Below are 24,625 nucleotides of genomic sequence, written 5' to 3' on the forward strand. Positions count from 1 at the left end.
GGTGGCCCACCCGCTCTTGGGCCGGATTCTCTTCCGGGTCGTCTTCGCGGTCTACCTGGCCGGCCTGCTCACGTGGCTCGGCCTGGGGCTCCTGCCCTCCGGAATGGTCCATGGGAGTGGGCCGATGACGGACGCGACGACGGGTCTGCAGACCGGGGTCCAGTACGCCTTCAGCGTCCTGAACCTCGCGCTGGGCGTGCTCCTGGTGTGGCGGCGACCGGACGAGCTCGTGCCCCGGCTGCTCGGCTTCGCGCTCCTGGGCACCGCGGCGACGTTCAACATGCCGAGCCATCGCGTCTTCCACGTCCTGGGCTCGCCCTGGCCGATCGCCGCCCTGCACTTCACCTTCCACATCGTGTCCGGCCTGGCCTATGTCTGGGCGGTGGTGCTCTTCCCCGACGGCACGCTGTCGCACCGGCTTCGGGTCCGGCGCGGGACGTTGCGCACGATCGTGGTGGTCACCTCGACACTCGTCGCCCTCGTGTGCTGGCGCAGCAGCTTCCTGGCCCACCCGCAGTTCTTCGTCGTCTTCTTCGGCGTCGCCGTCGCGATGGCCGGCGTGGGCGCGCAGCTGTTGCGTCTGGCCGACCCCTCGGCGTCGCCCAAGGACAAGGCCACCGCCCGTCTGCTCTGCGCGGCGCTGCTCCCCGCCCTGACGACGGCATTGATCTGGCTCGGTGCGAGGGTGGTGCTGCTGGCCACCGGAGGGGACCCGGGTGCCGCGCAGGTGGGGGGCGCGGTCCAGGAGCTCTTTCCCGCCGTGTTCGCGGTGGTGCCGATCGTGCTGTGCGCGGGGGTGATCCGTTACCGGCTCTGGGACATCGACCGGCTGTTGAGCCGGATCCTGGTCTACGGGTTGATCGCCCTGTCGCTCAGCGCTGCGTACGTCGTCGCCGTCACCACGGGAGGCTGGCTGGCCGGTGGCGGGCTCTGGCTCACCGTGCTCGTCCTCTCCCTGGCGGCCGTGGTCGTGGAGCCGTTGCGCGTCGCCGGTCGCAGGTGGGCCAACCGCGTCGTGTTCGGACAGGTCCTCAGCCCGGTCGAGGCCGTGCAGCGCCTGACCGCGACCCTCGAACGCCTGACGCCTGCCGACGAGCTGCAGCGCATCGCGGACGTCACCGTCGCCGCAACCCGCGCCAGCTCCGCCGAGCTGTGGGTCATCGACGAAGGGCGTCTGATCCGGACGGCCAGGTCGCCAAGGGCGCCCTGTTCCGCGCCGGCATTGTCGGAGTCGTCGGAGTCGTCGGAGAACCCCGAGATCCTCTTGAGCGGTGGCGACCTGGCCGTTGAGGCGCTCAGGCAGCTCGTCGGCGTCCCGCACGGCTGGTCGATCAGCCACCACGGTGAGGTCCTCGGCCTCCTGGCCGTCGATGTCAGGGCGGACACGCCCCTGACATCGACGGACTGCGTCGTGGCGGAGGACGTCGCGGCGCACGCGGGGCTGGTGGTCCACAACGCGAGGCTGACCGTGGTCCTGGCCCGTCAGGTCGCCGACCTCGCGACCCAGGCAGGCGAGCTGCAGGCCTCTCGGCGGCGGCTGGTGGCGGCACAGGACACGGAACGACGCCGCCTCGAGCGGGACCTGCACGACGGCGCGCAGCAGGCCCTCGTGGCCGCGATCATCGGTGCGCGGGCCTGCTTGGAGCACCAGCCGGTCTCGCGTCCCGACGCCGAGCGGCTGCGTGAGGTCCTTGCCATCGCGGCAGAGTCCATCACGCAGCTCTGCGGCGACGGGCGACCCCCTGCGGTGGTCGAGCTCGGACTGCGGGGAGCGCTCGAGCGGGCGTCCGCGCTCGCCCGACGCGGCCGCCTCGACGTGGACGTCGAGGTGGCCGTGGGCGCGCTCGCTCCAGAGATCGAGGCCGCGGTCTACTTCTGCTGCGTCGAGAGCCTCCAGAACGTGGTGAAGCACGCCGGCGCCAGCCGGGCCACGGTCGTCGTCGGCCCGTCCGGGCCGGACCTCGCCTTCGCCGTCGTGGACGACGGTGGCGGGTTCGACCCGCAGGCACTCGGCCACTCCAGTGGGCTCGAGAAGCTCGCGGAGCGTCTGGCGGTGCGGGGTGGCACGCTCACAGTGAGCACCGGACCGGAAGGCGGATGTGCCGTGCGCGGACGGCTCCCTCTGGGCGTCGACGCATCGGGACGGCGATGAACGTGCGGCTCTCCGGATGGCCCGAGCGGAGGTTGGCGGCCGCCCGGCATACCGCGCGGTTCGCCGTGGCGGCCCTGATCTACAGCGGATTCGCCATGCTCGACCGGGATGTCGTCCGGCAGGACCTGCGGCCGTCGCTGACGTGGGTTGCCGCCGTCACGGTGGTGGTCGCGGTGGTCCTGTGGGTGGCCCGCGATCGGCTCGAGCGGCTGGTGGCCAAGGCGGTGCTCGGTGACCGCGCGGTCGGACACGAGGTCATGCACGGCTTGGTGCGACGGATGACGACGACGCTTCCGGTTGACGAGGTGGCGCCCAGGATCGCTGAGGCGGCAAGCCGTTCGACCGGGCGCTCTCGTGCCGAGGTCGCCGTGTGGCTGGCCGCGGGCGAACGCTGGACGCAGACCTGGCCGCCCACCTCTCCCCCGGTGTCCAACGAGACCCGTTATGCGTTCGGAGTGCGTCACGGTGGCGCAGAGGTCGGCCAGATCGCGGTCGGCCTCGGCGACGACGATCTGTCACCGTTGGACCGCAGGCTGCTCGATGCCCTGGCCGGACCCGCGGGGCTGGCGCTGGGGACGGTGCAGCTGACCGTCCAGCTGCGCCGGCGCAAGGCGGAGCTGGAGCAGGTCAACGTCGCCCTGCGGTCGTCCCGAGATCGGCTCCTCGCCGTGCGTGCCGGCGAACAACGCCGGATGCGAACCGAACTGGCCGCCACCGTCTTGCCTCATGTCGCCGCGGCGATGGCCGGGCTCGGCGGGGCCGACGCCGAGGGAGCCCCGGAGATCGACGGTGGGCTCACGAGTGCTGTCGCAGTGCGCGCGGATCCCGAGCTGAAAGACATCGAGCAGGCCGGCGTGGAAGCCGGCCTGGCCCTGGACCGGATTCGCCTGATCGCGCGGGGCATCTTCCCGCCGCGGCTGTCGGACGACGGCCTGGCCTCATCTGTTGACGGGTGGCTGCTGCGCGAGGAAGCATCCGCCACGATCGAGGTCGACGGTGACGTCGCAGCCCTGCACGCACAGGCCGAGCAGGAGGCATGCCTGTACTTCTGCATCGTGACGGTGCTCCGTGCTCTACTCGCCGTGGACGCGTCCGACCTGCGGGTCAGTGTGACAGTGGGACCGCAGATCGAGCTTGCCGTGAGCGGACGGACCGACGAGCCGCTGGACGGCGACTCCCGCCTCGTGGTGGCCGACCGGATCGAGGCGTTCGGTGGGATGCTGACCGACGTGGCAGAGGCCGGCCGAAGCGGCATACGGGCGAGCGTTCCGGGGGCCCCCGGTTCGGCCTCGACGCCGCCGACGGACACGAACCGAGGACCCCATCAGGCGGGACCGCCGTGACGCGGGTCCGGGTCGTCTTCGCCGACGACAGCTTCCTGGTCCGCGAGGGAGTCCGCCGCATGCTCGACGCCTCCGGAGACCTCGAGGTCGTCGCCGCCTGCGCCGACCTCGACGAGGCGCTCGACGCCGTCGCGGAGCACCTCCCGGAGGTCGTGCTCACCGATATCCGGATGCCGCCGACCCACACCGACGAGGGAATCCGGGTCGCCGCACACTGCCGGCGCGCGCACCCGGAGATGGGCGTTCTCCTGCTGAGCCAGTACGTCGAGCCCAGCTATGTCAAGGTGCTCCTCGAGCAGGGCACGGAGCGTCGGGGCTACCTCCTCAAGGAGCGCATAGCCCAGCTCGACGACCTGACGGCGGCCATCCGGACCGTCGCCGAAGGCGGCACCGCGATCGACCCCAAGGTGGTGGAGGCACTGGTGCAGGGACGCTCGAAGGTGGGCGACTCCAGCCTGGCCCGGCTCAGTCGCCGCGAGCGCGAGGTGCTCGCCGCGATCGCCCAGGGACGCACCAACCGTGCGGTCGCGGCCGACCTCGTCCTCAGCCAGCACGCGGTGGAGAAGCACATCAACTCGATCTTCGCCAAGCTCGACCTCAGCGGCGACCAGGAGCACCACCCCCGCGTCCGAGCCGCCCTGCTCTACCTCGCGGAGGGCCGCTCCTGAGGCCAGTCCTCGGCCACGCCGTGCGGGCACCAACACGCGAGAGAGGGGTGCGTGCACCCCCTTCACGAGAGGCGTGCCGGCACCATCGGATCCGGCGCCGGATCCCGGAACCGTTGTCCTCATCCGCTCGGCCACCAAGGGCCGCAGCAACACCATGAGGATCCACGATGACCATCACCGCAGCACCCACGACCACCACCACCACCACCTACAGCCTCCCCGGAGTCGACTGGCTCTCCGTGCAGGTGCAGGGCGACGGCGGCACGCTGACCATCGGCGACACGCACGTGAGCGCCCACGTCACCGCGCCAGCCGACGGTGCGCCGGCGCGCCTCGAGGCCGACCCGGGCGACGTCACCCTCGGCGGTCTGTCCGCCGCTCTCGGGGCCGGCTCCGCTGACCCCCTGTCGGCCCTGCCCAGCCCGCTCGCCAGCTACCTCTCCGGCGTGTCGATCACCAGCGTCGCAGTGACGTTCGACACCGAGGCAGCGAGGATCACCGAGTTCGACCTGAAGCTCGTCGGGACGAAGGGATTCGCACTGGTCCCGGGCTCGGTCGAGGTCGACGACCTGGCAGTCACTTTCTCCGTGTCGAACGCCGGCGGGTCGGTGGCATTCGCCGTGACCGGAGCCGCGACGCTGTCCGGCAGCCCGGTGGCGCTGGCCGTCACCCACGATGAATCCGACTCGTATGCCGTGTCGCTCACCTCGGCCGGCGCGCCCGTGCCCGGGTCGCCCACCGTCACGGCCATCGTCGGGGGCGAGCTCACCAGCCACCTCCCCGCCGAGCTCGCCCACGCCGACTTCGGCCTGTCCGTGGCCACCGCCACCTTCAGGAAGGCAACCGTCGACACCCTCGACGTCATCCTGTCCACCGGTTCCCCCCTCGCGCTGCCCGATCCCGTCGCCCTGACCGTCGACCGGATCAGCGCGCACGTGACGGTCAGCCATCCCACCGATCCGGCCGTGCGCTCGATCAGCGTGTCCCTCGAGGGGGACACCACCTTTGCGGGCGCCGCGATCGAGGCTCGGCTCGAGGCCTCGGCGAGTAGCGGGGCCGAGCCGCAGTGGACGCTGACCGGCGGCCTCGCCGACGGCGCCGTCCTGACGGCCTCCGCCGTCGCGCAGACCTGCGGCGCCACCCTCCCCAGCCAGCTGCCGGACCTCACCCTGTCCGAGCTGTCGGTCGAGGCGGTCCTCGGCGAGGGCACCCTCACCATCAAGGCGGCCTCAGCAACCGAGTGGACGGTCCCGGTCGGTCCGGACGGGATCGGGGTCGGCCACCTCGCGGTGACCTTCACCCGCCACGCACCCGACGCCGACGGGCACACCTTCGGTGGCTCGATATCCGGCACGGTCCACCTCGCCGGTGTCGACGTGCCCGTGGCCTACACCGTCCCCGGTGGACTCTCTCTCTCGGCGACCATCCCACAGGTCGCGCCCTTCGCGATGCTGCGAGACCTGTGCGGCGACACCGCTGTCGGAGCACTGGCCCTGCCACCGGAACTGCTCGCACTCGGCCTCACCGACGTCGCCCTGTCCATCGACGTCACCCAACAGGAGGCGTCCTTCGCCGCCGGCGGGCCCGGCTTCAAGCGCGTGCAGGCCGTGGTGCGCAAGGCCACCACGTGGGGTTTCGCCCTGGGCATCGAACTGGACGACACCTACGAGTTCTCGTCGTTGTCACCAGCTCTCGGTGGCCTCGACAGTGTCCACCTGCCTGGCGCGTTGATCGTCATCTCCTCCTTCGACGACGCCACCTTCAGCTTCGACGAGCTGCAACCCGTGGCCGGGAAGGGCGTGAGCAGGGGCGCGCTCGTCGACGGCCGGCTGGACCTGTCCGGTCTGGGCGCCGACACCTTCCTCGGCGAGAGCCACCTCGACGTCAGTGCCCACCTCGGCACCTCGCTGAGCGACGTGTCACTCGAGGCATCCGTCGCCGACGTGCACATCACCGACGGCGTCGTCCTCAAGGACGCGGAGTTCGAGCTGGTGCCCGACCCGGAGAACATCTCGATCCAGGTCTCCGGTGCCGTCGACGTCACCCTCGACTCCAGCCCGCTGGAGTTCATCGGCGGCGTCAAGGTCGTCCCGAACGGCATCTCCTTCTTCGCGACCATGAAGGGCACCTGGCAGGACCCCTTCGGCGCCAAGGGGATCGCGCTCACCGACGTCTCACTGGAGATCGGCTCAGACTTCGAGGGGGTGCCCTCCATCGGGATCGCCGGCGGCCTGGCCATCGGTGCCTTCTCCGGACACGCAGCCGTCTCGTTCAACTCGGAGCTGCCCACCCAGAGCGTCCTGATCGTGGCCTTCAACCACCTGTCACTGCTCGACGTGGTCGAGACGTTCTGTCCCGCGTCGGTCACGGCCGGGATCCCCAAGGAGGTGTCCGGCACCTTGGCCGGCGTATCGCTGGAGGATGTCGACCTCTACGTCGTCCCCCAGGACACCTCCATCGGCAAGCTCACCTACAAGCAAGGGCTCCGCGTGGGCGGCACGCTGCAGGTTGCGGGCTTCACCGTGCAGGGCATGGTCGAGATCGACCCCGCGGACGGTGTCGCCGCCAGCGGTTCGCTCAGCCCGGTGCACATTGCCGACGTCTTCTCGTTGACCGGCGCCGATCCCCAGGAGGGTCCGACCCTCGACCTCGAGGTCAACACGACCAGCGTCCCGACAATCGCCATCGCGGGACAGGTCACCATGCTCGGCCTCGCCGGGTCAGCCCACGTGAACCTGTCGGACGCAGGGTTCGACTTCGGCTGCAAGGGGCAGGTCTTCGGCCTCTTCGACGCCGACGTCACCGCCAAGGGCGGCAAGCTGGAGTCGGGCGACGGCTTCCTGGTCCACGCCGACATGCACCAGTCCTTCCTCACCGACCTGGCGCGACGGGCGGAGCGACTCTGCAGCAGGCCGGCGCCGACGCCTCCGCACAGATCGCTGCCGCACAGCATGCGGTCGACACGGCGCAGGCCGACGTGCAGCGACTGACCGCGGCGGGCGACGCCGCGCGTGCCGACCTCGGCGCCGTGCAGTCTGACGCCCAGGCCAAGATCCAGGCAGCGCAGGCTGGCGTGACCCGGGCCCAGAACGCCCTCTCGGCGATCAACGCCCAGGTCGCGTCCACGAAGGCGGCGGTCCAGAGCGAGCGTGACGCCGCCGCGGCGCGGTTGCGTGACGCCCAGGCCAAGCTCAGCGTCGCTCAGTCGGCCGTGGACTCCCTGAACAGCCAGATCAGCAGTGAGCAGTTGCAGATCGACCAGCTCAACAGCGACATCGGCTGGTGGCACAACTGGTACAACAACCTGGCGTGGTACGACAAGGCCTGGGGCTGGACCAAGCTCGGCGTCGAGGTCGGCTGGCGCGGCACCCAGGTCGCCGGTCTGACCGCCGCGATCGCCGGGTTGCGTGCCTCGGAGCTGACCGCGAACGGGGTCCTGGACGTGGCGCGCCAGACTGCACAGGCCGCTCAGGCTGCCTCGGCCACCTACCCGGTCGACCAGGACCCACGCGTCCTCGCGCTCCAGGGAGGTCTGGCCGCGGCGCAGCTCGGCGTGCAAACCGCACAAGGTGTCCTCGCCACCGCGCAGCAGTCGACGACGGCTGCCGTCGCCGCGGCCGCACAGACCGTGACGGGACTGGTCCAACAGCTGGCACAGGCCACCGACGTGCTGCAGACCGCGAGCGCGGCACTCGGTGGGCTGCGGCAGGCCGTCGGGTCGGCCGCCGACATCGTCGGCTACGTCGCGGCGCACGGTCTGGGCAGCCTGCTCGACGTGCGGTCCGCCTCGTTCGACGGCACCCTCACGGCCACCTCCGGCGGCTCGGTGACGCTCGCCGCCGACGTGGTCCTCCAGGGCGCCGAGCAGCGGGTCCGGATCTCCTACGACTTCCATGACCTGGCGGCCGGAGCCAAGGCGCTCGCACAGCAGTTGCTGCCCGGAATCCCGGTCTGACCCACCCGAGCTGCCGTGGGCGGGCCGCGACCCCCGGTCGCGGCCCGCTCACCCGCGCCCAACCAGCGCTGGCGCTCTCGGTGCCGCCCCATTGGGCTCTGCCGGCTGACGGGGCGGTGTGTCAGCCGAGAGGCGATCCGCTGGTGCGCAGGTAGCCCGGAGGCGCGACGTTGTCGACGAGGAGTCCGACGGCCGCGCGCGCGGCAATGGGGCCCACGAGGTTGCCGGACCCGCTGTAGCCGCCGCAGGCCACCACCCCCTCGTCCACCGGGACGCAGAGGGCACGCCGGTCCTCGGTGTAGCCGACGGAGGCCGCCCAACGGTGCGTGACGCTGACCGGCTCGCCGGCGACCCGGGCTGCCGCGCTGTCGATCCAGCGCTGCACCTGTGGCGTCGGATCGTCCTCGTAGGTGGTCTCGTCCTCCAGGAAGTGGTCCCGTCCGCCGCCGATGAACAGCCTTCCTGACGGATCCTGCTGGGCCCACTCGTATCCCGCTCGAAAGTCGACACCGCACGGGAGCCGATCCGCAGCGATCGGGCGGGTCGCCACCATCTGCAGCCGCATCGTCCGCACCATGGGAGCCAGCTGGGGCAGGAGCAGCTCGAGCTTGCCGTCGATCGCGACGATGATGAGGTCTGCTCGCACCGATCCGCGTGGCGTCGTGACGAGGCCGGCCTCGACCGTCGTGACGGGTGAGTGCTCGTGCAGCTGGGCCCCGGAGGGAAGGGTCGACGCCAGCCCGAACGCCCTACGGACCGGATTCATCAGGGCGTCGTCCGGGTTGAAGAAACCCTGCCCGAGGCGGCCGTCGTATGCCTCGACCGCGACGCCGATGGACGCGAGAGCCTCCTGCTCGGCCTTTAGCTCGACCAGCTGCACACGGGCGGCCTGCTCCTCGTTGTCGTCGATGGGCTCGCCGGGGAGGCCCGCCAGCGAGAGCGAGCCGACCTGCCGCACCACGCCGGGGCCGAGACGGTCGGCCAGGCGCCGCTGTTCGGCCAGCGTCTCCCGGTAGAGCTCCGCACGCAGGTCCAGGGAGACGGGAGCGTCGGGCGACGAGAGCGACATCGCGCCACCACAGGACAGGAACCCCCCGTTGCGGCCGGCCGCTGCTGCCGCGACGCGGCCGGCGTCCAGACCGATCACCGACAGGCCACGGTCCGCGAGGTCCTCGATCGCCGCCAGGCCGCTGCCCCCCAGCCCGATCACGCAGGCATCGGCGGTCACCCGGCCGACGAGCGGACCGAAGCCCCGCCATTCCGGCAGTGCCGGGTCGTCGTCCCATCCGGGACGGTTCAGGTCGGCCACGAGCTGCGTCATGTGAACCCTTCTGGCTCTTCGGACTTCGGACGGGTCTTGGCGGCAGGTTCCCCGCCAGGGTCGCCGAGCCGCACCGGGGTGGCCGGCCACCTCAGGGTAGTGAGCCTGCTGCGGCCAGCATCCTCGGGACGGCCGCTTGGCCGACGATCCCTGCCGCGAACGCCATCGGTGGTCCACAGGCAGGGCAATCCACGGTCGGTTCGGCGGCGAATGACCTGTGTGTGCATCATGGTGCCCATGACAACCGATCCCCCCGGCAGGGCGTTGCCCGAGGTCGCGGGGCACGGTGGGCCGGACACCAGAGCAGAGCTGACGCAACTGCTGCGAGCCAGCGGTCACGGGGACGAGGAGGCCTTCGCGAAGTTGTATGACGTCACGGCACCACGCGTCTTCGGGCTGGTCCTGCGGGTCCTGCGGGACCGCGCGCAAGCCGAAGAGGTGACCCAGGAGGCGTTCCTGGAGATCTGGAGGACCAGCCCGCGCTTCGACCCGGCGCGAGGCAGCGCGCTGGGCTGGCTGATGACCATCGCACACCGGCGAGCGGTCGACCGGGTGCGCTCGGCACAGGCGCAGACCCGCCGCGACACGGCATACGAGGAGAGCCGGCGAGCACCGGCGTATGACGTGACGGCTGAGCAGGCCCATCAGAACCTCGAGGCGGGGGTCGTGCGGGAAGCGCTGCGCGAGTTGACCCGGGTGCAGCGGGAAGCCTTGGAGCTGGCCTACTTCGGCGGGCTCACCCATCGCGAGGTGGCCGATCGGCTGGACCTGCCGCTCGGCACGGCCAAGACCCGGATCCGCGATGGGCTGACCAGGTTGCGAGACACGTTGGGAGCGGACCGATGAACGACGAGCCTTCCCGCCACGTCCCGGAGGTGGACGAGGGCCCGCACGCGCTGGCCGCTGCGTATGCCCTGGACGCCCTTGACAGCGAGGAGAGGACGCGGTTCGAGGAGCATCTGTCCACCTGTGCCGAGTGCCAGCGTGAGGTGGGGAGCCTTCGTGAAGCGGGAACGTCGATGAGCGCCCTGTCCGAGACGGAACCGCCGCCCTCGCTGAGGCAGGGGGTGCTGGCCGGGATCCGGGAGACGTCCCAGGACCCCGTCGAGCCCACGTCCGCGATCCCAGCCCGGAACGACACGGATGCCCCGCTGCCGGGGCGTGGGGCGGCCGACGAGCTGGCGACGCGCCGCGGCAGGCGACCGCAGAAGTCGCCCGGGCGGTGGGCGGCCTGGGTCGCCGGTGCGGCTGCGGCGCTCGTGCTGGTGGTCGGGGGCCTGACCTGGCATCCCTGGAGCCCGGACCAGTCGACCCGCCAGCTGACCGCCGTGGAGCAGGTCACCCGCGCCCCTGACGCGCAACGGTTTGTCAAGCCGGTCGAGGGTGCGACGGTCACGGTGGTGCGATCGTCGAGCAAGGGCCGCGCGGTGATCGTCGCCAAGGGGATGCCCGAGCCGCCCGCAGGGCACGTCTACGAGGTCTGGTACTTCGACGCGTCCGGCCATCCCGTCAAGGCCGGGTTGATGCCGCGCTCCGACGACCACGAGGTGACCTTGCTGCTGGACGGTGACGCGGCCGACGCGCACGGAGCGGGAGTGACCGTCGAGCCCGCAGGCGGCTCCGACCAGCCCACCACCAAGCCGTTGGTCACCTTCGACTTCGCCTGAGTCCCCGCGCAGGCACCGGCTCGGCACCGGGCTCGACCCGCTTCGCAAAATTTCCTCACCAATCGGCAATCCGTCTGGTCGGTGGCATCGAAACCCCTGATGTCGAAGCCATGACCAGCCGGGGCCCCCGGCGTCGATTGAGAGGAAGTCCATTCCATGAAGAAGTCAACTCTGCTGCTCGGACCGGCCCTGATGATGTGTGCGGCAGGCGCGATCGCGCTTCCGGCCACCGCGTCGGCCGCGTCCGGAGACTCCTACCAGGCGACGCTGTCGCCCTTGAACCACGCCACCGGGTCGGGCACGTTCATGCTGACGCTGAACGGCAACCAGGCCACGGTCACCGAGAAGGTCAGCGGCCTGGCGGACACGTTCGGGGGCAACCCCTACCCGCACGTGCAGCACATCCACATCATGGGTCAGGGCGTGTGCCCCGACCCGTCGGCCGACAAGAACGGTGACGGTGTCGTGAGCACCGTCGAGGGACATCCGGCCTACGGGATGATCGGGACCACCCTGTCGACCAGCGGTGACACCAGTCCCAAGGCGGGCACCGACCTCAAGGTCGCCGGGATGGGTGGCAGCTATACCTACCAGCGCACCTTCACGATGAACGCGGACACGATGAAGTCGGTCAAGGACGGCAACGCCGTGGTAGTGGTGCACGGGCTGGACCCGGCCACCCTCAGCAAGAAGGCGCAGGGCGAGAAGAGCGAGCTGGTGCCGTCGCTGCCGCTGGCCGCGACCTCGCCGGCCCTGTGTGGATCGGTCAAGCCCGCACAGATGGCCAACGTCCCCTCCGGGCCGGCGCAGACCGGTGGCGGTGGCACGTCCGGCACTGCCGACGAGGGCATGCTGTTGCTCGGTGGTGGCCTTCTGCTCGCAGCCGGTGGCGCCGTGGTGGCTCGTCGCAAGCTGAGCAACCAGCACTGAGCGACACCCGGATCACCCTCGGCGGGGAGGGGCGCCGAGAGGCGTGGAGCAGACCAGGAGAGGCGAAGGAGCAGCCATGAGCGGTGGGCACCAGCACGGTCGGCCGGGTGGGCGATATGGCCGATATGGCATCGGGTTGACCGTGCTGGCCGCGCTGCTGGCGGTCGGTGGCCTGCTGTCGATCGTGGGCTTCGTCTCCTCCGAGCCGGATCCGCCGCCGCAGCCCCCGGCTGCGGCGGCGGACGGTCCCACCGCCAGGGCCAGCACCTCACCGACGACCTCGAGCCCGATTGCTCCCTCCACCGGTCGGTCCGCCCGCAAGGACAGTCACGTCATGCCGACCCGGCCGGCCGTGCGTCAGCCCGGCGGGGCGTCGTCGCCCGCCCGCACTCCGACCCCGACCTCGGTGGGCCCGGTGCTGCCGCGCTCGAAACCGGTTCGGCTGGACATCACCAGCATCGGCGTGCACAGCACGCTGATCACCCTGGGCACCAACCCTGACGGCTCGGTGCAGGTCCCCCCGCTGGACGGCGGCGCCCCTGCCGGCTGGTACCGCGGCTCGCCCACCCCGGGCCAGCTCGGCCCCGCCGTCATCCTCGGGCATGTCGACGACGACCAGGGTCCCGCCGTCTTCTACGACCTCGGTGACCTCGAACCAGGCGCGCGGATCTCGGTCGCCCGGGCCGACCACCGCGTCGCGGTGTTCCGCGTCGACCGGGTGGACAGCTACCCGAAGGACCGGTTCCCCACCACCGAGGTCTACGGCAACACCGACCGGGCCGAGTTGCGTCTGATCACCTGTGGCGGCACCTGGAACCCCACCATCGGCCACTACGACCACAACATCGTCGCCTACGCCACCCTCGTCTCGTCCCATCCCGCCTGATCTCCCTGGAAGCATCCAGGGCAGTCCGGCACGTCCGTTGGAGGACGCCATGTCCGTGTCCCTGTCCGCCTCACGCACGGTGACCGAGTCCTACCATTCGCCGTGGCGGCTGTTGCTTGCCCCGGCGGCGGTGGTCGCCGCCGTCGCTCACATTCCTGTCACCGGAGAGCACCTGCACGAAGCGCCCTACATGGGCGTGCTGTTCATCCTGCTCACCATCGCCTGCCTTGCCCTGGCCGCCGCCGCGGTGGCTCACGACTCCGCGGCGGTCTACCTCGGCGCCACCGCTGTGTGCGGCCTCGCGGTCCTCGGCTACGCCGCGACCAGGATCGTCGCCTTCCCGATGCTGGCCGACGACGTCGGCAACTGGCTCGAGCCCCTCGGGATCGTGTCCGTCATCAGCGAGCTGACCGTCGTCGCCAGCGCCCAGCTCGCCCTTCGAAGCAACTCCTCTCGGCCGTCGAGGTAGGCGGCGGATGGAGGAGACGTCACCGACCGCGACACCGGCGCGGTGGGCCAGGATCACGACGACGTCAGGGCGCTCGAGCACGCGGACCGGATGGCCGCCGACACCCACAACCCGGCGCGATCGAGTTCGCGCTGCTCGACCGCGTGACTCCCTCAGCTGTGCTGGACGCAGCGGAGCGCCCACGGGCGCACCTCGAGCCGCTCTTCCGGGATCGGCTCCCCACACACCTCGCACCGGCCGTAGCTGCCGTCAGCCAAGCGCTCTCGTGCCCGGCGAACGTCTTCCAACATGGCCAGCAGGTGCTCCTGCGTCGACACCGCCGTGAGCCGGTCGACCGCCATCGAGGTCCCCTCGCCGACACGCTTGCCGAAGGAGATCGTGCCGAGCTCGCCGGCCGGCTTCGTCAGTTCCGCAAGCTCTGCCTCGAGCCGCTCCTCCCGCTCGGCCAGAAGGTTGTCGATGTCATGGCGCATCTCACCAGCGTAGAGGGACGAGGGGCGTGACGCCGTCGGCGTCCGGGTAGGCCGTACGACGTCCACGCCAGCCATCAGAAGGCAACCGCGCCAGCCCCCCGGCGCGTCGTCAGAAGTCCTCGTCACGCGCATCCACCGGCGATTCCCGCCCGACGACTCGCCGGCGCGGCGCGATGAGCGCTGCGCAGCAGGCACCAGCCAGGGCGGCGAGGCCGCAGACGGCGAAGCTGACGGTGTATGCCGTGTTGCTGGGTCCACCGCCCGGAGCCGCGAGCAGCGCCAGGACGGCGATCGACACCTGCGCGCCGACCGCTCCGCCGGCCCGTCGCAACACCGACGTGATCGAGGTGGCGATACCGGTCTCCCCCGGCTCGGCGGCGAGCGCGATGATGCTCCCGCTGAGGCTGACCACGAAACCGAATCCGACGCCCAGCACCGCCAGCTCCACCATCACCATCCACAGCTGGCCACGGAACAGCGCGAGCCCGAAGGTGCCCAACGCGGAGAGCACCATCCCAGCAGTGAACACGGCTCGGTGACCGAACGCGTCCACCAGCGGGCCGGTCAGGGGTGAGAACACGGCCTGCCCGAGCGCTCGCGGCATGAGCACGAGGCCGATCAGCAGCGGACCGGCCGCGAGCCCGAACGCGCTGGCCCCGGGTGCCTCCCCCGACCCCTCCAGGAGGAACGGCAGCACGATGTTGGTGCCGAACACGGCATACCCTCCGAGCAGCGAGGTCAGGTTCGTGAGCAGGACACCACGGGAGCGCAGCACCTGCAGGTCCATCAGCGGCTCGCGGGTGTGGGTCTCGCGCCGGTACCAGGCCGCCCCCAGCACCACCGTGAGACCGAACATCACCAGTGGCAGCGGGCCGGTCCAGCCGCGGTGTGGGCCTCGGTGATCGCCACGATCAGGGCCGCGATCGCCCCGCCGAACAAGGCCGCGCCGGGGGTGTCAAGTCCGCGCGGTACCCCGCCCCCCAGGGACGGCACCACGAACCTGACCATGAGGATCGCCAGGGCAAGGGCGATCGCGCCGACCCCGAAGATCCACCGCCACGACAGCAGTTGGGCCAGTGCCCCACCGACGGGAGAGCCCAGCACCGCACCGAGTCCGAACCCGCCGGTCAGCACCCCGATGGCGGTGTTGGCCTTTTCCCGCGGCAAGACCTCGGTCGCGATGGCGAAGCTGAGGGGAAACACGACCCCGCCGACCCCCTGGACCATCCGGAAGATCACGACGAGTTCGATGTTGGGTGCCACTGCCGTCGCGACGCTGCCGAGGGCGAACACCACCAACGCCCAGAGGTAGACGCGCGTGCGTCCGATGCGGTCCCCCAGTTTGCCGAGAAAGACGGGGGCAACCGAACCGACGATGAGATAGCCGGAGAACAGCCACACCGTCCATTCGCGGGAGGCAGACAGGTCCTGCTGGACGGTTGGGATCGCCGGCGAGATCGCGGTCTGCTGGAAGCCGTAGACCATGTCGGCCACCAGTAGGGCGACGACCACCGCCCAGCCGGACCGCTGCACCTTGCCCGCGGTCACGAGGAGTGCTCGACGGGGTCCTGGCACCGGTGCCGGGGTCGGCTCACGCTCACGCTCGGCACCCTACGCGGGTGCGGCCTCGCCGAGTTCGCCTCACCGACGGGCTCCGATCGTGGCTGGAGTCCTATCGGTAACCCCGTCTGAGCAGGTACTTGGCGCCGGCGTCGCAGGCCGCCGGACTCAGCAGCTCGAAGCCGAAGGCGTCAGCGAGCCGATCGGTCGTGTTGAAGGCGGCACAGACCGCCAGTGCGTCCTCGACCTGCTGGTGGGAAACACCTGTGGACAACAGCTCCCGCATGTCCTCGGCGTCCACGGTCCTCTCTCGGGTCAGTTTGCCCAGCATCCTCAGCGTGGCCCGGAGCCCGTCCTCGATCGGGGCTTCGCGGCGTCCGGGAGTGGATGGCCGGAGAGCGTCCGGATGAGCCACCAGGACTTGGTGCGCTGCGCGCTTCTTGTCCTCATCCGACATGGCGCCGTCCGCCTCCTTGGCGCACGTCACCATCTTGCCTCAGGTACGCGGCGTGCCGCGCGCCGGTCGTATCACGCGGGGTGGGCCCCCCTCCTACTGTTCAGGCGGTGTTTCCAGGGCTCGCACCCGGGTCCGACCCCGCGAAGGAGGCGCCATGAACAACGGTGGCAAGTCGGACGAGTTCGTCGTTCGAGTATTGGACTCGATGCAGTCCGAGGACGTCGACCCACGCGTAGGGATCGTGCCGGCCGATCTCGAGGTGAGCGCCGAAGAGGCGCTGGCCGCACTTCACGCGACAAAGGGCGCCGAGAAGGTGTTCAAGGCGTTTCCCCAGTTCCTCGACCCGGGATCGTGGCTTCCGGTTGCGGTCTTTACGGTGTGTTCGAAGTTCGGCAGCGCACGCTACCTCGACCTATGGGACGTCGACCATTTCGATGGCTTCACGAACCTGCAGCGGAACCTCGATGAGTGTCGAGTATGGTTTTCCGACAAGGGTTTCGACGCTTGGGGCTCCGAGCAGACGAGATCCGGTCGGATCAACTGCTTCTTCACTGCGCCCCAGGCCGGGGCATACATCTGCACCGCCCGGCTACAGAGCTACGCGGGCCCCGCTCTGGTCGAGTGTCTGATCGACAACTCGTCCTTCGGCCCGCTTCCCGTCAACGGGACGATCACCCAGCCTCACCCGTGCAACCTCTCGGCAGGCGGTCACCACTTCCGGATCCGTCAGTTGTCGGGCTCCTTCTTCTTCCTCTCCCTGACGGTCTGGCGGTCCTGAACCGGGGCGGCGAGTCCAGCGACTATGCGCTCCGTTGTCGAGCTTGGTCGGGTGACGGCTCCCGAGTGACGGTTGTTGTCCGGCCCAGGCGAGCGGTGGCAAGGACCGTACGGCGATGGGCGATCATGGTGGCGAGACCGGCGTTGACCAGGAAGTAGTAGACGGGATAGACCAGCAGCGGCGCCGAGAAGGACCCGACGGCTGCGCCCGTGCTGGCGCCGCCCAGCGCGGCCATCAGGAACAGCGACAGGGTCTCCGAGTGCGGCTGGCGCCAGGCCTTCGGCGCCATCATCAGTGCCCCTACCAAATCGGCCGCTATCACGCAGCAGGTTGCCACGACCGGTGCGCCCGCGGTCAGCCACCCCGCGACGCCGGCTCCGGCCAGAGCGAGAAGGGCAACTTCCGATGGCGAGGGTCTCCCGCTGCCGAACTGGATGGAAAGCCCGAACACCAAGCAGGTCCCCGCAGCCTGAACGACGAGTGGCAGCAGGCTCCAGCGGGCACCGTCCGCTCGCTGAGCCTGCACGGCAACCACCCCCAGCACACTCCAGATCAGCCAGGTGCCGCGGTGCGGGACGGTCGTCCTGCGGAGCGTGTCCCGCACGTATGGGAAGGTGTCGGCCGCTCCCAACGCTCCTGCAAGCGCCGCCATGATGGGCCCGACCTGGTTCGTCATGACGTCTCCTGGCCACCGGAGCCGCGATTGCGATTTTGCGGACAGGTACGAGCCGGTGATGTGCACATGGTGTAGGTCTCGTTCATGAGCGCCTCCTGGCTGGCCGTGTCGAGAGCCTGCTGCGCCCCGCGAGGGGCGGTGCCGGGGCCGTAGGGGCAAACGCTGGGGACCCGCAGCCGGGGCGGCCGTGCCAGCTGACACCCTTCACAAAGGACCGCGCAGTGGGACAATCCGCAGTGTGGGCTTACAGCGGTCTGTTCGGGTCTCGGCCGTGGCCGAGCACCGATCGACGACTGCCATTCGGCCGGCGCCGTCAGGGTCCAGGTTGCCGGTGCCGCTCACCGGGCTCGTGGGTCGTGTCGACGACGTTGCCAAGGCAACCAACTTGCTGAAGCACAGTCGGCTCGTCACTCTCACCGGCCCGGGCGGCGTCGGCAAAACACGCATAGCGATCGCGGTTGCACCTCTGACGGCCTCGTCCTTCGTCGACGGGGTGCACTGGGTCGACCTCGCACCGGTGACAGATGCTCCGGCCGTCGGCACGGCGATCGCGGAGGCGCTTGGCATCGCCGGGCGCTCCACGCAAGGAAGTACCTATGACCTGATCCAACAACTTGAGGTGCGATCAGCGCTGTTGATCCTGGACAATTGCGACCAGCTCCTCGATGCCAGCGCCCAACTCTGTGCCGAGCTGCTCACCAACTGCCCCGGGCTCACGGTCCTGGCCACGAGCCGTGAACGACTCGGCCTTCCAGGCGAGCTCATCCAGGTCGTCGCGCCGCTGCAGATGCCTGGACCAGGTTTGGCCCTGACGCCCGACAATTTGCAGCAGGCCTGTGCGGCCAACTTGTTCGTGGCGCGCTGTCGAGACCTGATCGGGGACTTCGAGCTCACAGCGGACAACGCCAAGGCAGTCCTGCGAATCTGCAGGCGGGTGGACGGCATACCGCTCGCACTCGAACTGGCCGCAGCGCGGGTCCGGGTGCTGGGGACAGCGCAACTCGCCGACGCTCTCGACCGCTCATCGGATCTGCTCAGCGACGACGGACGCCGGGGGCCGGATCGCCACCGCACCCTGCGTGCGACCCTGGAGTGGAGCCACGACCTCCTCAGTCCCGAGGAGCGGCAGTTGTTCCGACGCATCAGCATCTTCCCGGGCCATTTCGACCTGGCTGCCGCGACCGCCATCGTCGCTGCGCCGGACGCCGCCGAGGTGGTCGTCCTGCTCGGCCGGCTGGTGGACAAGTCGCTGCTGCAGGTGACCCGCGGTCGAGACATCGTCCGCTACCGGCTGCTCAGCACGGTGCGCGACTGTGGACGCCGCAAACTCGTCGACAGCGGGGAGCTGGACGCGACCGGCTTGGCTCACTTGGAGTACTTCACGTGCCTGGCCGAGGAGTCGGCGCCGCGGCTGACCGGCGAGGGCGTACTGGCTGAGCTTGGCCGGCTCGAGGCAGAAGGCAGCAACCTGCGTGCCGCCCTGAGTTTCGCGCGAGCCAGGGGCGAGCACCTGCTCGGTGTGCGGCTGGCCGCCGCACTGTGGTCACTCTGTTATCTGCGCGGGCTCTACCGCGAAGGCCGTCAATGGCTCGACTGGGCGGTCGAGGTGGGCGGCAACGCACCCGTTGAGGTCCTGGCCGAGGCCCTGCGCGGCAGCGGGACCCTGGCCTTCCTGCAGTGTGACTACGAAATGGCTCAGCGCCGGCTGAACAGCAGCCTGCAGCGTTATCGCCAACTGGATGACAACCAGGGGGTCGCCGAGGTATTGCTCACCCTCGGCAGCGTGGCCAGAGAACAAGGACGATACGCCGACGCACAACGGTTGTACGCCGAGAGTCGGTACCTGGCCACACGCCGGGGCGACACACGCGCGGTGGCTCGGTCGGACAACTACCTTGGCTTCGTCGCATGGCTGCAAGGCGACCTCGACGGCGCGGACGAGCTGTGCGCCAGCACGGGGCCGCTCTTCCAGTCACTGGGTGACACCGAGGGTCTCGTCTGGTCTCTGTTGAGCCGCGGCGTCGTGGCGCGGTATCGAGCCGACCTCACATCCGCGACGCGGCTTTTGACCGAATGCCACCAACTCTCACGAGGGATCGGCTATCGCGAGGGAGTCGCATGGTGTCAGCACCAACTCGGGCTCGTGGCGTGCAAGCAGGGACGACGTGATGAGGCTCGCGATCGACTACTCGAGGCTCTCAAGGGCCACCGCGAGCTCGGTGACCGCTGGCGGACTGCTGCTGTCCTCGAGGACCTAGCGGCAACGCTCGCGGGCACGGGGCCCGAGCGAGCCGCTGCTCTGCTCGGTGCAGCGACCGCTTTACGTCAGGACATCGGCGCACCGGTCGCGCCGGTCGAACGCGACGATGTAGCCGTTACCACGTCCACACTGGCCCGCGGCCTCGGCGGCCGGTTCGCGACAGCCCTGGAGGCTGGACGAGGGCGCCGGCTGGACGACCTGCTCGACTGCTCACGCGGCCTGCTGCCGCTGCCCGATCGCTCACCGGATCCACCTCCTTCGGAGGCCGATGAAGCCGACGAGCCCAAGGACGACGTCCGCGTCGACCGTCGACGCCTGGACGTCCAGGCGCTCGGGACCTCGCGTGTGCGGATCGCTGGACATGACCTTCCCTCCTCCCAGTGGTGGTACGCCAAGCCGCGCGAGCTGTTGTTCCTCCTCGCCGACGGCACCCCACGCACCAAGGAGCAGCTCGGGCAACTTCTGTGGCCGGAGGCCCCGTCCCATCAGTTGCGCAATGCACTGCACACCGCCCTGCGGGACCTGCGCCGTGCCCTCGAAGAGCCCCAATGGTTGGTATATGCGCAAGGGGTCTACCGCTTCGACGCGCGCGGCCAGTGCCGCTACGACGTCGCAGAATTCATGGATGAGCTTCGAGCGGCGCGAAACTCGAAGGACGAAGCACAGCGCCGTCATTTGCGCCGAGCGACCGACCTCTATGCCGGCGACTTCCTTCCCGGCAGCTCTGCCGCCTGGGTGCTGTCCCGCCGCGACGAACTGAGCGGGCGAAACCGCGCGGCACTGTTGGCCCTCGGCCGGCTGCTGCTCGAAGCGCACCTCCTTGGCGAAGCCGCACCGGTCTATCGCCGAGCAATCGCCTTCGACCCGTTCAACGAGGACGCCTACCGGGGGCTGATGACCGTGCTGGGGCAAGCGGGCGAACGAGCCCGCGTGGCGCAGCTCTACCGAGACCTCACCGAACGACTGCACACCGAGCTCGGCGTCGCGCCCGGGTCCGCCACCACTGCGCTCTACCGGAAGTTCACGGCGAACCCGACGCGCTAGGCGCAGGCTCCCCGGCGTTTGCGCCTGCGGCCCCGGCATCTTCCCCCGCGGTGAGGGGCAGGCTTCTGTCACCACCAGCCAGGAGGCCCGATGACGAGCCAACACCATGCACACGTCCCTGCGTCAGGCGCAGTTCCGCAGACTGCCGACCGCCCCTTTGCAGACCAGCACTCACCTGCGTGGCAGGGCCGCGGAACTTCACAGGCGAAGGCACACCATGAACCTCACCAGTGAGCCCAAACGGCCCGGCAGGATCACGTGCGGCGTTGCCGCGGCCCTCATCACGTTCATGAGCGTGGGGGGCTCCACGGGAACGGCTCACGCCCACAGCAGCGGCCCCGAGGCCACCCGCGCGCACAAGCTCGCCCATCTCCGGCAGGGCGGCGGCGCGCGGCTCTTCCACAGACCAGACCCGGAGCACCTTCGTGGCCCACGCTTACTTCTTGGCGCCGACGACCACGCAGCGGCCATGACCTACGTGCTCCGGCTCGAACTGGACCCCCTCCGCCCTTGAGCCACCTGACTCTGATCCGGGTGCCACTCGGGGCCGATGTTGGGCCCGTGCTCGGACAGCGCCTCGATTTGGGCGCCAACCTCGGTGGCCGCGCAACGTCGACGAAGCGGTCCACCGCTGCGTGGCGCTTTCAGCGACTCAGCGACCCGTGCCCGCTCGGCCCTCCGGGAGCAGGGAGTGTGCGTGGCCTGCTACGGAGTCGCGCGTTCGCGAATGCGATCTCTGCACCGAAAGCTTGGTCCGGGGGGATCACGATGCGGTGGGGAGAGTCCTCGAACGGAATGCGCTCTGCGGCGAGTTGTCGCCCCGTCGCGCCGAGGTCAGGAACACTGACAGTGAACCCGGTGAATCCGGCGAGCCGGTTCTGCCCGGCCGTCGACTCGAGCTCGAGGCGGCCGCCGTGCTCGAGCCCGTAGAGACGTCCGTCGTCCGACGGCCGCCCACCCGTGAACACCCGCAAGAAGCCGGAGTGGTCGGCCGGGTGCTCGACGCGCAGGCAGACGCCGGAGACGTTCGTGGACCCGTTGCCGTGGCGCTGCAGCGGTGGGCTCCAGAACGCCTCAGGATGGTGCTGCTGGCAGACGAAGAAGGAAGCGTGCCGCAGCCGCTCGTCGGTGGCGAACGCGAGGGTGAACGCGACGTGGGTCTCGGTCCCGTCGGCTGCGCGGCCCGAGCGCTCGAAGGTGAACGGCTGATAGTCACCGATGCCCTCGCGTGCGTAGTCGGCCGCATCCGCCTCCGCGTCGGCACTGTCGAGGGCGACCATGGCCAGACCCTGACGTGTGGACAGGTAGTCCCGGATGAACTGTCCGAAGCTGAACGAGTGTGGCGCGTGCGCAGGGATGAGTTCGGCATCGGCGACCGTGATCAGCTCGAGAAATGACGACGCGAACTGGATCACGTGGTTCTCCGTGCCCCACGGGTGACGGTTGCGTGCGCCGACCTGGAAGCCCAGGCGGTCGTAGAAGCCCGCCGCACTGTCCAAGTCGTGAACGGCGAGGACGAGGTGGTCAATGCGGCGGGGATGGTTTGTCATCCGGGTGTCCCTCTCAGGTCGAGGCGCCTGCGATGCAGACTACCTACTCCGCCTCGGAGGTCCCCGGCGTACGGCCCGGCTGAGCCGTGTTCGGGCCGAGCTCCTCGAACAGAGTGAGGTGCACGCCGCCGGGAGCGTCGAGGCGCGCGTTGAGCCAGGCCCACGGCGTCGGTGTCGGCGGCGCGACCACCCTCGCACCACCGCCGACGGCCGCGGTGGCCGCCGCCGCGGCATCATCGACCTCGAGCGCGAGCCGCAAGTGCGGCGAGACTCGCCGGCCGACCTCGACGTCGTCGATCATCTCCACCTGGGCGGTGTTGGCGATCTCGAGAGTGGCCCGGCCAGCATCGAGGATCGCGACCTGCGCGCCTGCATCGCCGGTGTACGCCTCCTGCTCGGACATGCCCAAAACGTCACGGAAGAATCGCAACGTCCCCTCGTAGTCCTCGGCATGGATCACCAATCGCAGCTGTTTCACACCGGTGTTGTCATCGCTCACGACAGCTTCAACTCCGGCCCGCTCACGAAACTTCCGACCCTCAGGCTCGGCTGCGGCACCCGAGGGTGGGCGCACACAGCGCGTCGTCCTTGAATGGGGCCCGCAGGAAGAATTGGCGTGGCACCCGACCTCTGGCGCGAACGGCCGCTACCCGCCATGATGTCTCGCATGATTCGACGCCTCGTCATCGGAGCCACCAGCCTGGCCTGCCTCACCGCGACAGCCCTGCCGGCGGCTGCCATCACCAACGGCCACCCGGACGGGAACGGCCACCCCAACGTCGGAGGACTCGTCGCAGAGCAGGCTTACTCGGACGGCACCTGGACTTACTGCTCGGGCACGCTCATCGCGCCGAGCGTGTTCCTCACAGCGGCACACTGCGGCGAGGGCGAAGGCGAGCAGGTGCGGATCACGTTCGACACGGCATACCAGGACGGTGACCCGGTGTATGCCGGGACCTTCCACGCCGACCCGCAGTACACCCACCAGCAGAACGACCCGCACGACATCGCCGTGGTGACGCTCGAACAGCCGGTGACCGGCATCACCCCGGCGCAGTTGCCCAAGGCCGAATCGCTGTCCCGCCTCAAGCAGGGACAGGAGTTCACCTCCGTGGGCTACGGCGCCTATGAAGTGACGAGCGGTCCCGGCGGCCACGGCTATCTCTACAACGACGTGCGGATGGTGACCAAGGGCAGCCTCGACGCGGTCAACAAGGCTTGGCTGCGCCTGTCGATGAACCCCGCCACGGGCGACGGCGGCACCTGCTACGGCGACTCCGGCGGACCCAATTTCCTGGGCGACACCGACCTCGTGGCGGCGACCACGATCACCGGCGACGCGATCTGTCGCGCCACGAACGTCGACTACCGCCTCGACACGGCAAGCGCACGGGCGTTCCTCTCCGACTACGTGACGCTGCCCTGAGGTCGGGAGCGAAGCACCGGCGTGGGGCAAGGTAGCGCCACGCACGTTTGGCCTCGATCGTCATCCGGAGACCACCATGAGGCCGATCCCCAGCAGGACCGCGCCCGCGCCGATCACCTTGCGCACCGGATCCGACTCCTTGAACAACCACCACGCCAGGAGCGAACCGATGACGATGCTCGATTCTCGCACCGGCGCGACCAGCGAGACGGGGGTCGTGCGCATTGCCTCGAGCACCAAGATGTAGGCCAGAGGTGAGAGGACCGCGACCACACCGACCTGCCGCCAGTGCCGATGCAGCACGGTCCCGAGCCTCGACGTGTCGTGCCGGTGAAGTCCGATACTCAGCATGGCGGTCTGACAAGCGCTGCCGAACGCGAAGTAGGTGACGGGCAACAGGGCCAGGGACGTCATCGCGTGGTCGTCCCACAGCGTGTAGCCCGCGATGGCGGCCCCTGTCAGGACGCCCCAACGCACGCCGAGCATGGCGCGATGTCGGTCGGGGCCGCCGCGACCACCGGTCACGACGACGATGCCGAGCAGGATCGCCAAGGCGCCGAGCACGCCGGTCCGCCCTGGCCGTTCATGGAGGGCGGCCAGGGCAGCCGCCATGGTCAGGAGAGGACCGACGCCTCGCGCGACGGGGTAGACGACTCCGAGGTCGGCCCGGTTGTAGCCGGTCTGCAGCGCCAGTTGATAGACGATGTGAACCGCCGCAGACACCAGTGGCCCGAACAGCAAACCCCAGGACCACGGCCATCCGGCTCGAGCCAACAGGGCGATACCGACCGGCACCCAGAGCAGGGTCGACCAGAGGTCGTACCACCACACGAACAGGTAGCCATCACCGCGAACCCCTTTTGCCGCGACATTCCAGAGCGCGTGACAGATGGCAGCCGTGAGGACCAGAGCGAGCGCGCTACCGCTCACTTCTGGGCCACCTGCAAAGCCATCTGCATCGCCTGACGGAGATTACCGTCACATCCAGTTGGTGGCTCTCGAGCAGGACA

22 protein-coding genes are annotated in these 24,625 nt (G+C 69.8%); 13 read left to right on the top strand and 9 right to left on the bottom strand.

Annotated features, from left to right (window positions below):
- Position 1 precedes the first annotated feature (1 nt).
- From FCN22_RS08700 to FCN22_RS08715, 5 genes are all read left to right on the top strand, one after another.
- The gene (locus FCN22_RS08700) at positions 2–2,152 is read left to right on the top strand and encodes a GAF domain-containing sensor histidine kinase (protein ID WP_137121159.1); all 2,151 of its coding nucleotides are present in this window, start codon (positions 2–4) and stop codon (positions 2,150–2,152) included.
- The gene (locus tag FCN22_RS22165) at positions 2,149–3,495 is read left to right on the top strand and encodes a hypothetical protein (RefSeq protein ID WP_238384616.1); all 1,347 of its coding nucleotides are present in this window, start codon (positions 2,149–2,151) and stop codon (positions 3,493–3,495) included. Before FCN22_RS08700 ends, FCN22_RS22165 begins: the two co-directional genes overlap by 4 nt.
- Positions 3,492–4,163 carry a response regulator transcription factor gene (locus tag FCN22_RS08705; RefSeq protein ID WP_238384617.1) on the top strand — a complete coding sequence of 224 codons (672 nt, stop codon included), beginning with the start codon at positions 3,492–3,494 and terminating at the stop codon, positions 4,161–4,163. The genes FCN22_RS22165 and FCN22_RS08705 overlap by 4 nt, the downstream gene beginning before the upstream one ends.
- 167 nt (positions 4,164–4,330) lie before the next feature.
- Positions 4,331–7,153 (top strand): hypothetical protein, encoded by a 2,823-nt coding sequence (locus tag FCN22_RS08710; protein WP_137121161.1) that lies wholly within the window; start codon positions 4,331–4,333, stop codon positions 7,151–7,153.
- Entirely contained in the window at positions 7,141–8,118 is a 978-nt protein-coding gene (locus FCN22_RS08715; protein ID WP_137121162.1) for a hypothetical protein, read from the top strand. The genes FCN22_RS08710 and FCN22_RS08715 overlap by 13 nt, the downstream gene beginning before the upstream one ends.
- Before the next feature lie 121 nt (positions 8,119–8,239).
- On the opposite strand, the gene FCN22_RS08720 is transcribed toward FCN22_RS08715, so the two are convergent.
- Positions 8,240–9,439, bottom strand: a complete 1,200-nt coding sequence (locus tag FCN22_RS08720) for an NAD(P)/FAD-dependent oxidoreductase (RefSeq protein WP_202911481.1) — start codon at positions 9,437–9,439, stop codon at positions 8,240–8,242.
- A 237-nt stretch (positions 9,440–9,676) separates the two neighbouring features.
- On the opposite strand from FCN22_RS08720, the gene sigK reads away from it, so the two are divergent.
- The 5 genes from sigK (at position 9,677) to FCN22_RS08745 (ending at position 13,391) form a co-directional block, all read left to right on the top strand.
- Complete coding sequence (gene sigK / locus FCN22_RS08725; RefSeq protein WP_137121163.1) at positions 9,677–10,285, top strand: ECF RNA polymerase sigma factor SigK; 609 nt, start codon at positions 9,677–9,679, stop codon at positions 10,283–10,285.
- Positions 10,282–11,106 carry an anti-sigma factor gene (locus tag FCN22_RS08730; RefSeq protein WP_137121164.1) on the top strand — a complete coding sequence of 275 codons (825 nt, stop codon included), beginning with the start codon at positions 10,282–10,284 and terminating at the stop codon, positions 11,104–11,106. Before sigK ends, FCN22_RS08730 begins: the two co-directional genes overlap by 4 nt.
- Before the next feature lie 156 nt (positions 11,107–11,262).
- Positions 11,263–12,036 (top strand): GVDTG sorting domain-containing protein, encoded by a 774-nt coding sequence (locus FCN22_RS08735; protein WP_137121165.1) that lies wholly within the window; start codon positions 11,263–11,265, stop codon positions 12,034–12,036.
- A 76-nt stretch (positions 12,037–12,112) separates the two neighbouring features.
- Positions 12,113–12,922, top strand: coding sequence for a class F sortase (locus FCN22_RS08740; RefSeq protein WP_238384618.1), 810 nt, complete (start codon positions 12,113–12,115; stop codon positions 12,920–12,922).
- 49 nt (positions 12,923–12,971) lie between these two features.
- Complete coding sequence (locus FCN22_RS08745; RefSeq protein ID WP_137121166.1) at positions 12,972–13,391, top strand: hypothetical protein; 420 nt, start codon at positions 12,972–12,974, stop codon at positions 13,389–13,391.
- Positions 13,392–13,543: 152 nt separating this feature from the next.
- Here FCN22_RS08745 and FCN22_RS08750 read toward each other — a convergent pair whose 3' ends face one another.
- From FCN22_RS08750 to FCN22_RS08765, 4 genes are all read right to left on the bottom strand, one after another.
- Entirely contained in the window at positions 13,544–13,864 is a 321-nt protein-coding gene (locus FCN22_RS08750; RefSeq protein WP_137121167.1) for a TraR/DksA family transcriptional regulator, read from the bottom strand.
- Positions 13,865–13,973: 109 nt separating this feature from the next.
- Positions 13,974–14,720, bottom strand: a complete 747-nt coding sequence (locus FCN22_RS08755; protein ID WP_238384630.1) for an MFS transporter — start codon at positions 14,718–14,720, stop codon at positions 13,974–13,976.
- Positions 14,720–15,412, bottom strand: coding sequence for an MFS transporter (locus tag FCN22_RS08760; protein WP_137121169.1), 693 nt, complete (start codon positions 15,410–15,412; stop codon positions 14,720–14,722). The genes FCN22_RS08755 and FCN22_RS08760 overlap by 1 nt, the downstream gene beginning before the upstream one ends.
- Before the next feature lie 124 nt (positions 15,413–15,536).
- Positions 15,537–15,881 (bottom strand): carboxymuconolactone decarboxylase family protein, encoded by a 345-nt coding sequence (locus FCN22_RS08765; protein WP_202911482.1) that lies wholly within the window; start codon positions 15,879–15,881, stop codon positions 15,537–15,539.
- Positions 15,882–16,035: 154 nt separating this feature from the next.
- Between FCN22_RS08765 and FCN22_RS08770 the strand changes: the two genes are divergently transcribed.
- Positions 16,036–16,659, top strand: coding sequence for a hypothetical protein (locus FCN22_RS08770; protein ID WP_137121170.1), 624 nt, complete (start codon positions 16,036–16,038; stop codon positions 16,657–16,659).
- Positions 16,660–16,681: 22 nt separating this feature from the next.
- Here the strand turns inward: FCN22_RS08770 and FCN22_RS08775 are convergent, their stop codons facing one another.
- Complete coding sequence (locus FCN22_RS08775) at positions 16,682–17,335, bottom strand: hypothetical protein (protein ID WP_137121171.1); 654 nt, start codon at positions 17,333–17,335, stop codon at positions 16,682–16,684.
- A gap of 385 nt (positions 17,336–17,720) precedes the next feature.
- Between FCN22_RS08775 and FCN22_RS08780 the strand changes: the two genes are divergently transcribed.
- Complete coding sequence (locus tag FCN22_RS08780) at positions 17,721–20,639, top strand: tetratricopeptide repeat protein (protein WP_137121172.1); 2,919 nt, start codon at positions 17,721–17,723, stop codon at positions 20,637–20,639.
- A gap of 644 nt (positions 20,640–21,283) precedes the next feature.
- Here FCN22_RS08780 and FCN22_RS08785 read toward each other — a convergent pair.
- A complete protein-coding gene (locus FCN22_RS08785; protein ID WP_137121173.1) occupies positions 21,284–22,189 on the bottom strand; it encodes a VOC family protein in 906 nt (301 codons plus the stop codon).
- A 43-nt stretch (positions 22,190–22,232) separates the two neighbouring features.
- Positions 22,233–22,688 carry a VOC family protein gene (locus FCN22_RS08790; RefSeq protein WP_238384619.1) on the bottom strand — a complete coding sequence of 152 codons (456 nt, stop codon included), beginning with the start codon at positions 22,686–22,688 and terminating at the stop codon, positions 22,233–22,235.
- 168 nt (positions 22,689–22,856) lie between these two features.
- Here FCN22_RS08790 and FCN22_RS08795 point away from each other — a divergent pair, with 168 nt between their 5' ends.
- The gene (locus FCN22_RS08795) at positions 22,857–23,615 is read left to right on the top strand and encodes a trypsin-like serine protease (RefSeq protein WP_137121174.1); all 759 of its coding nucleotides are present in this window, start codon (positions 22,857–22,859) and stop codon (positions 23,613–23,615) included.
- A gap of 60 nt (positions 23,616–23,675) precedes the next feature.
- Here the strand turns inward: FCN22_RS08795 and FCN22_RS08800 are convergent, their stop codons facing one another.
- Positions 23,676–24,545: an EamA family transporter gene (locus FCN22_RS08800; RefSeq protein ID WP_137121175.1), complete on the bottom strand. Its 870-nt coding sequence runs from the start codon at positions 24,543–24,545 to the stop codon at positions 23,676–23,678.
- Positions 24,546–24,625: the final 80 nt, after the last annotated feature.

This window comes from Segeticoccus rhizosphaerae, assembly GCF_005222685.1.
Classification (GTDB): Bacteria; Actinomycetota; Actinomycetes; order Actinomycetales; family Dermatophilaceae; genus Segeticoccus; species Segeticoccus rhizosphaerae.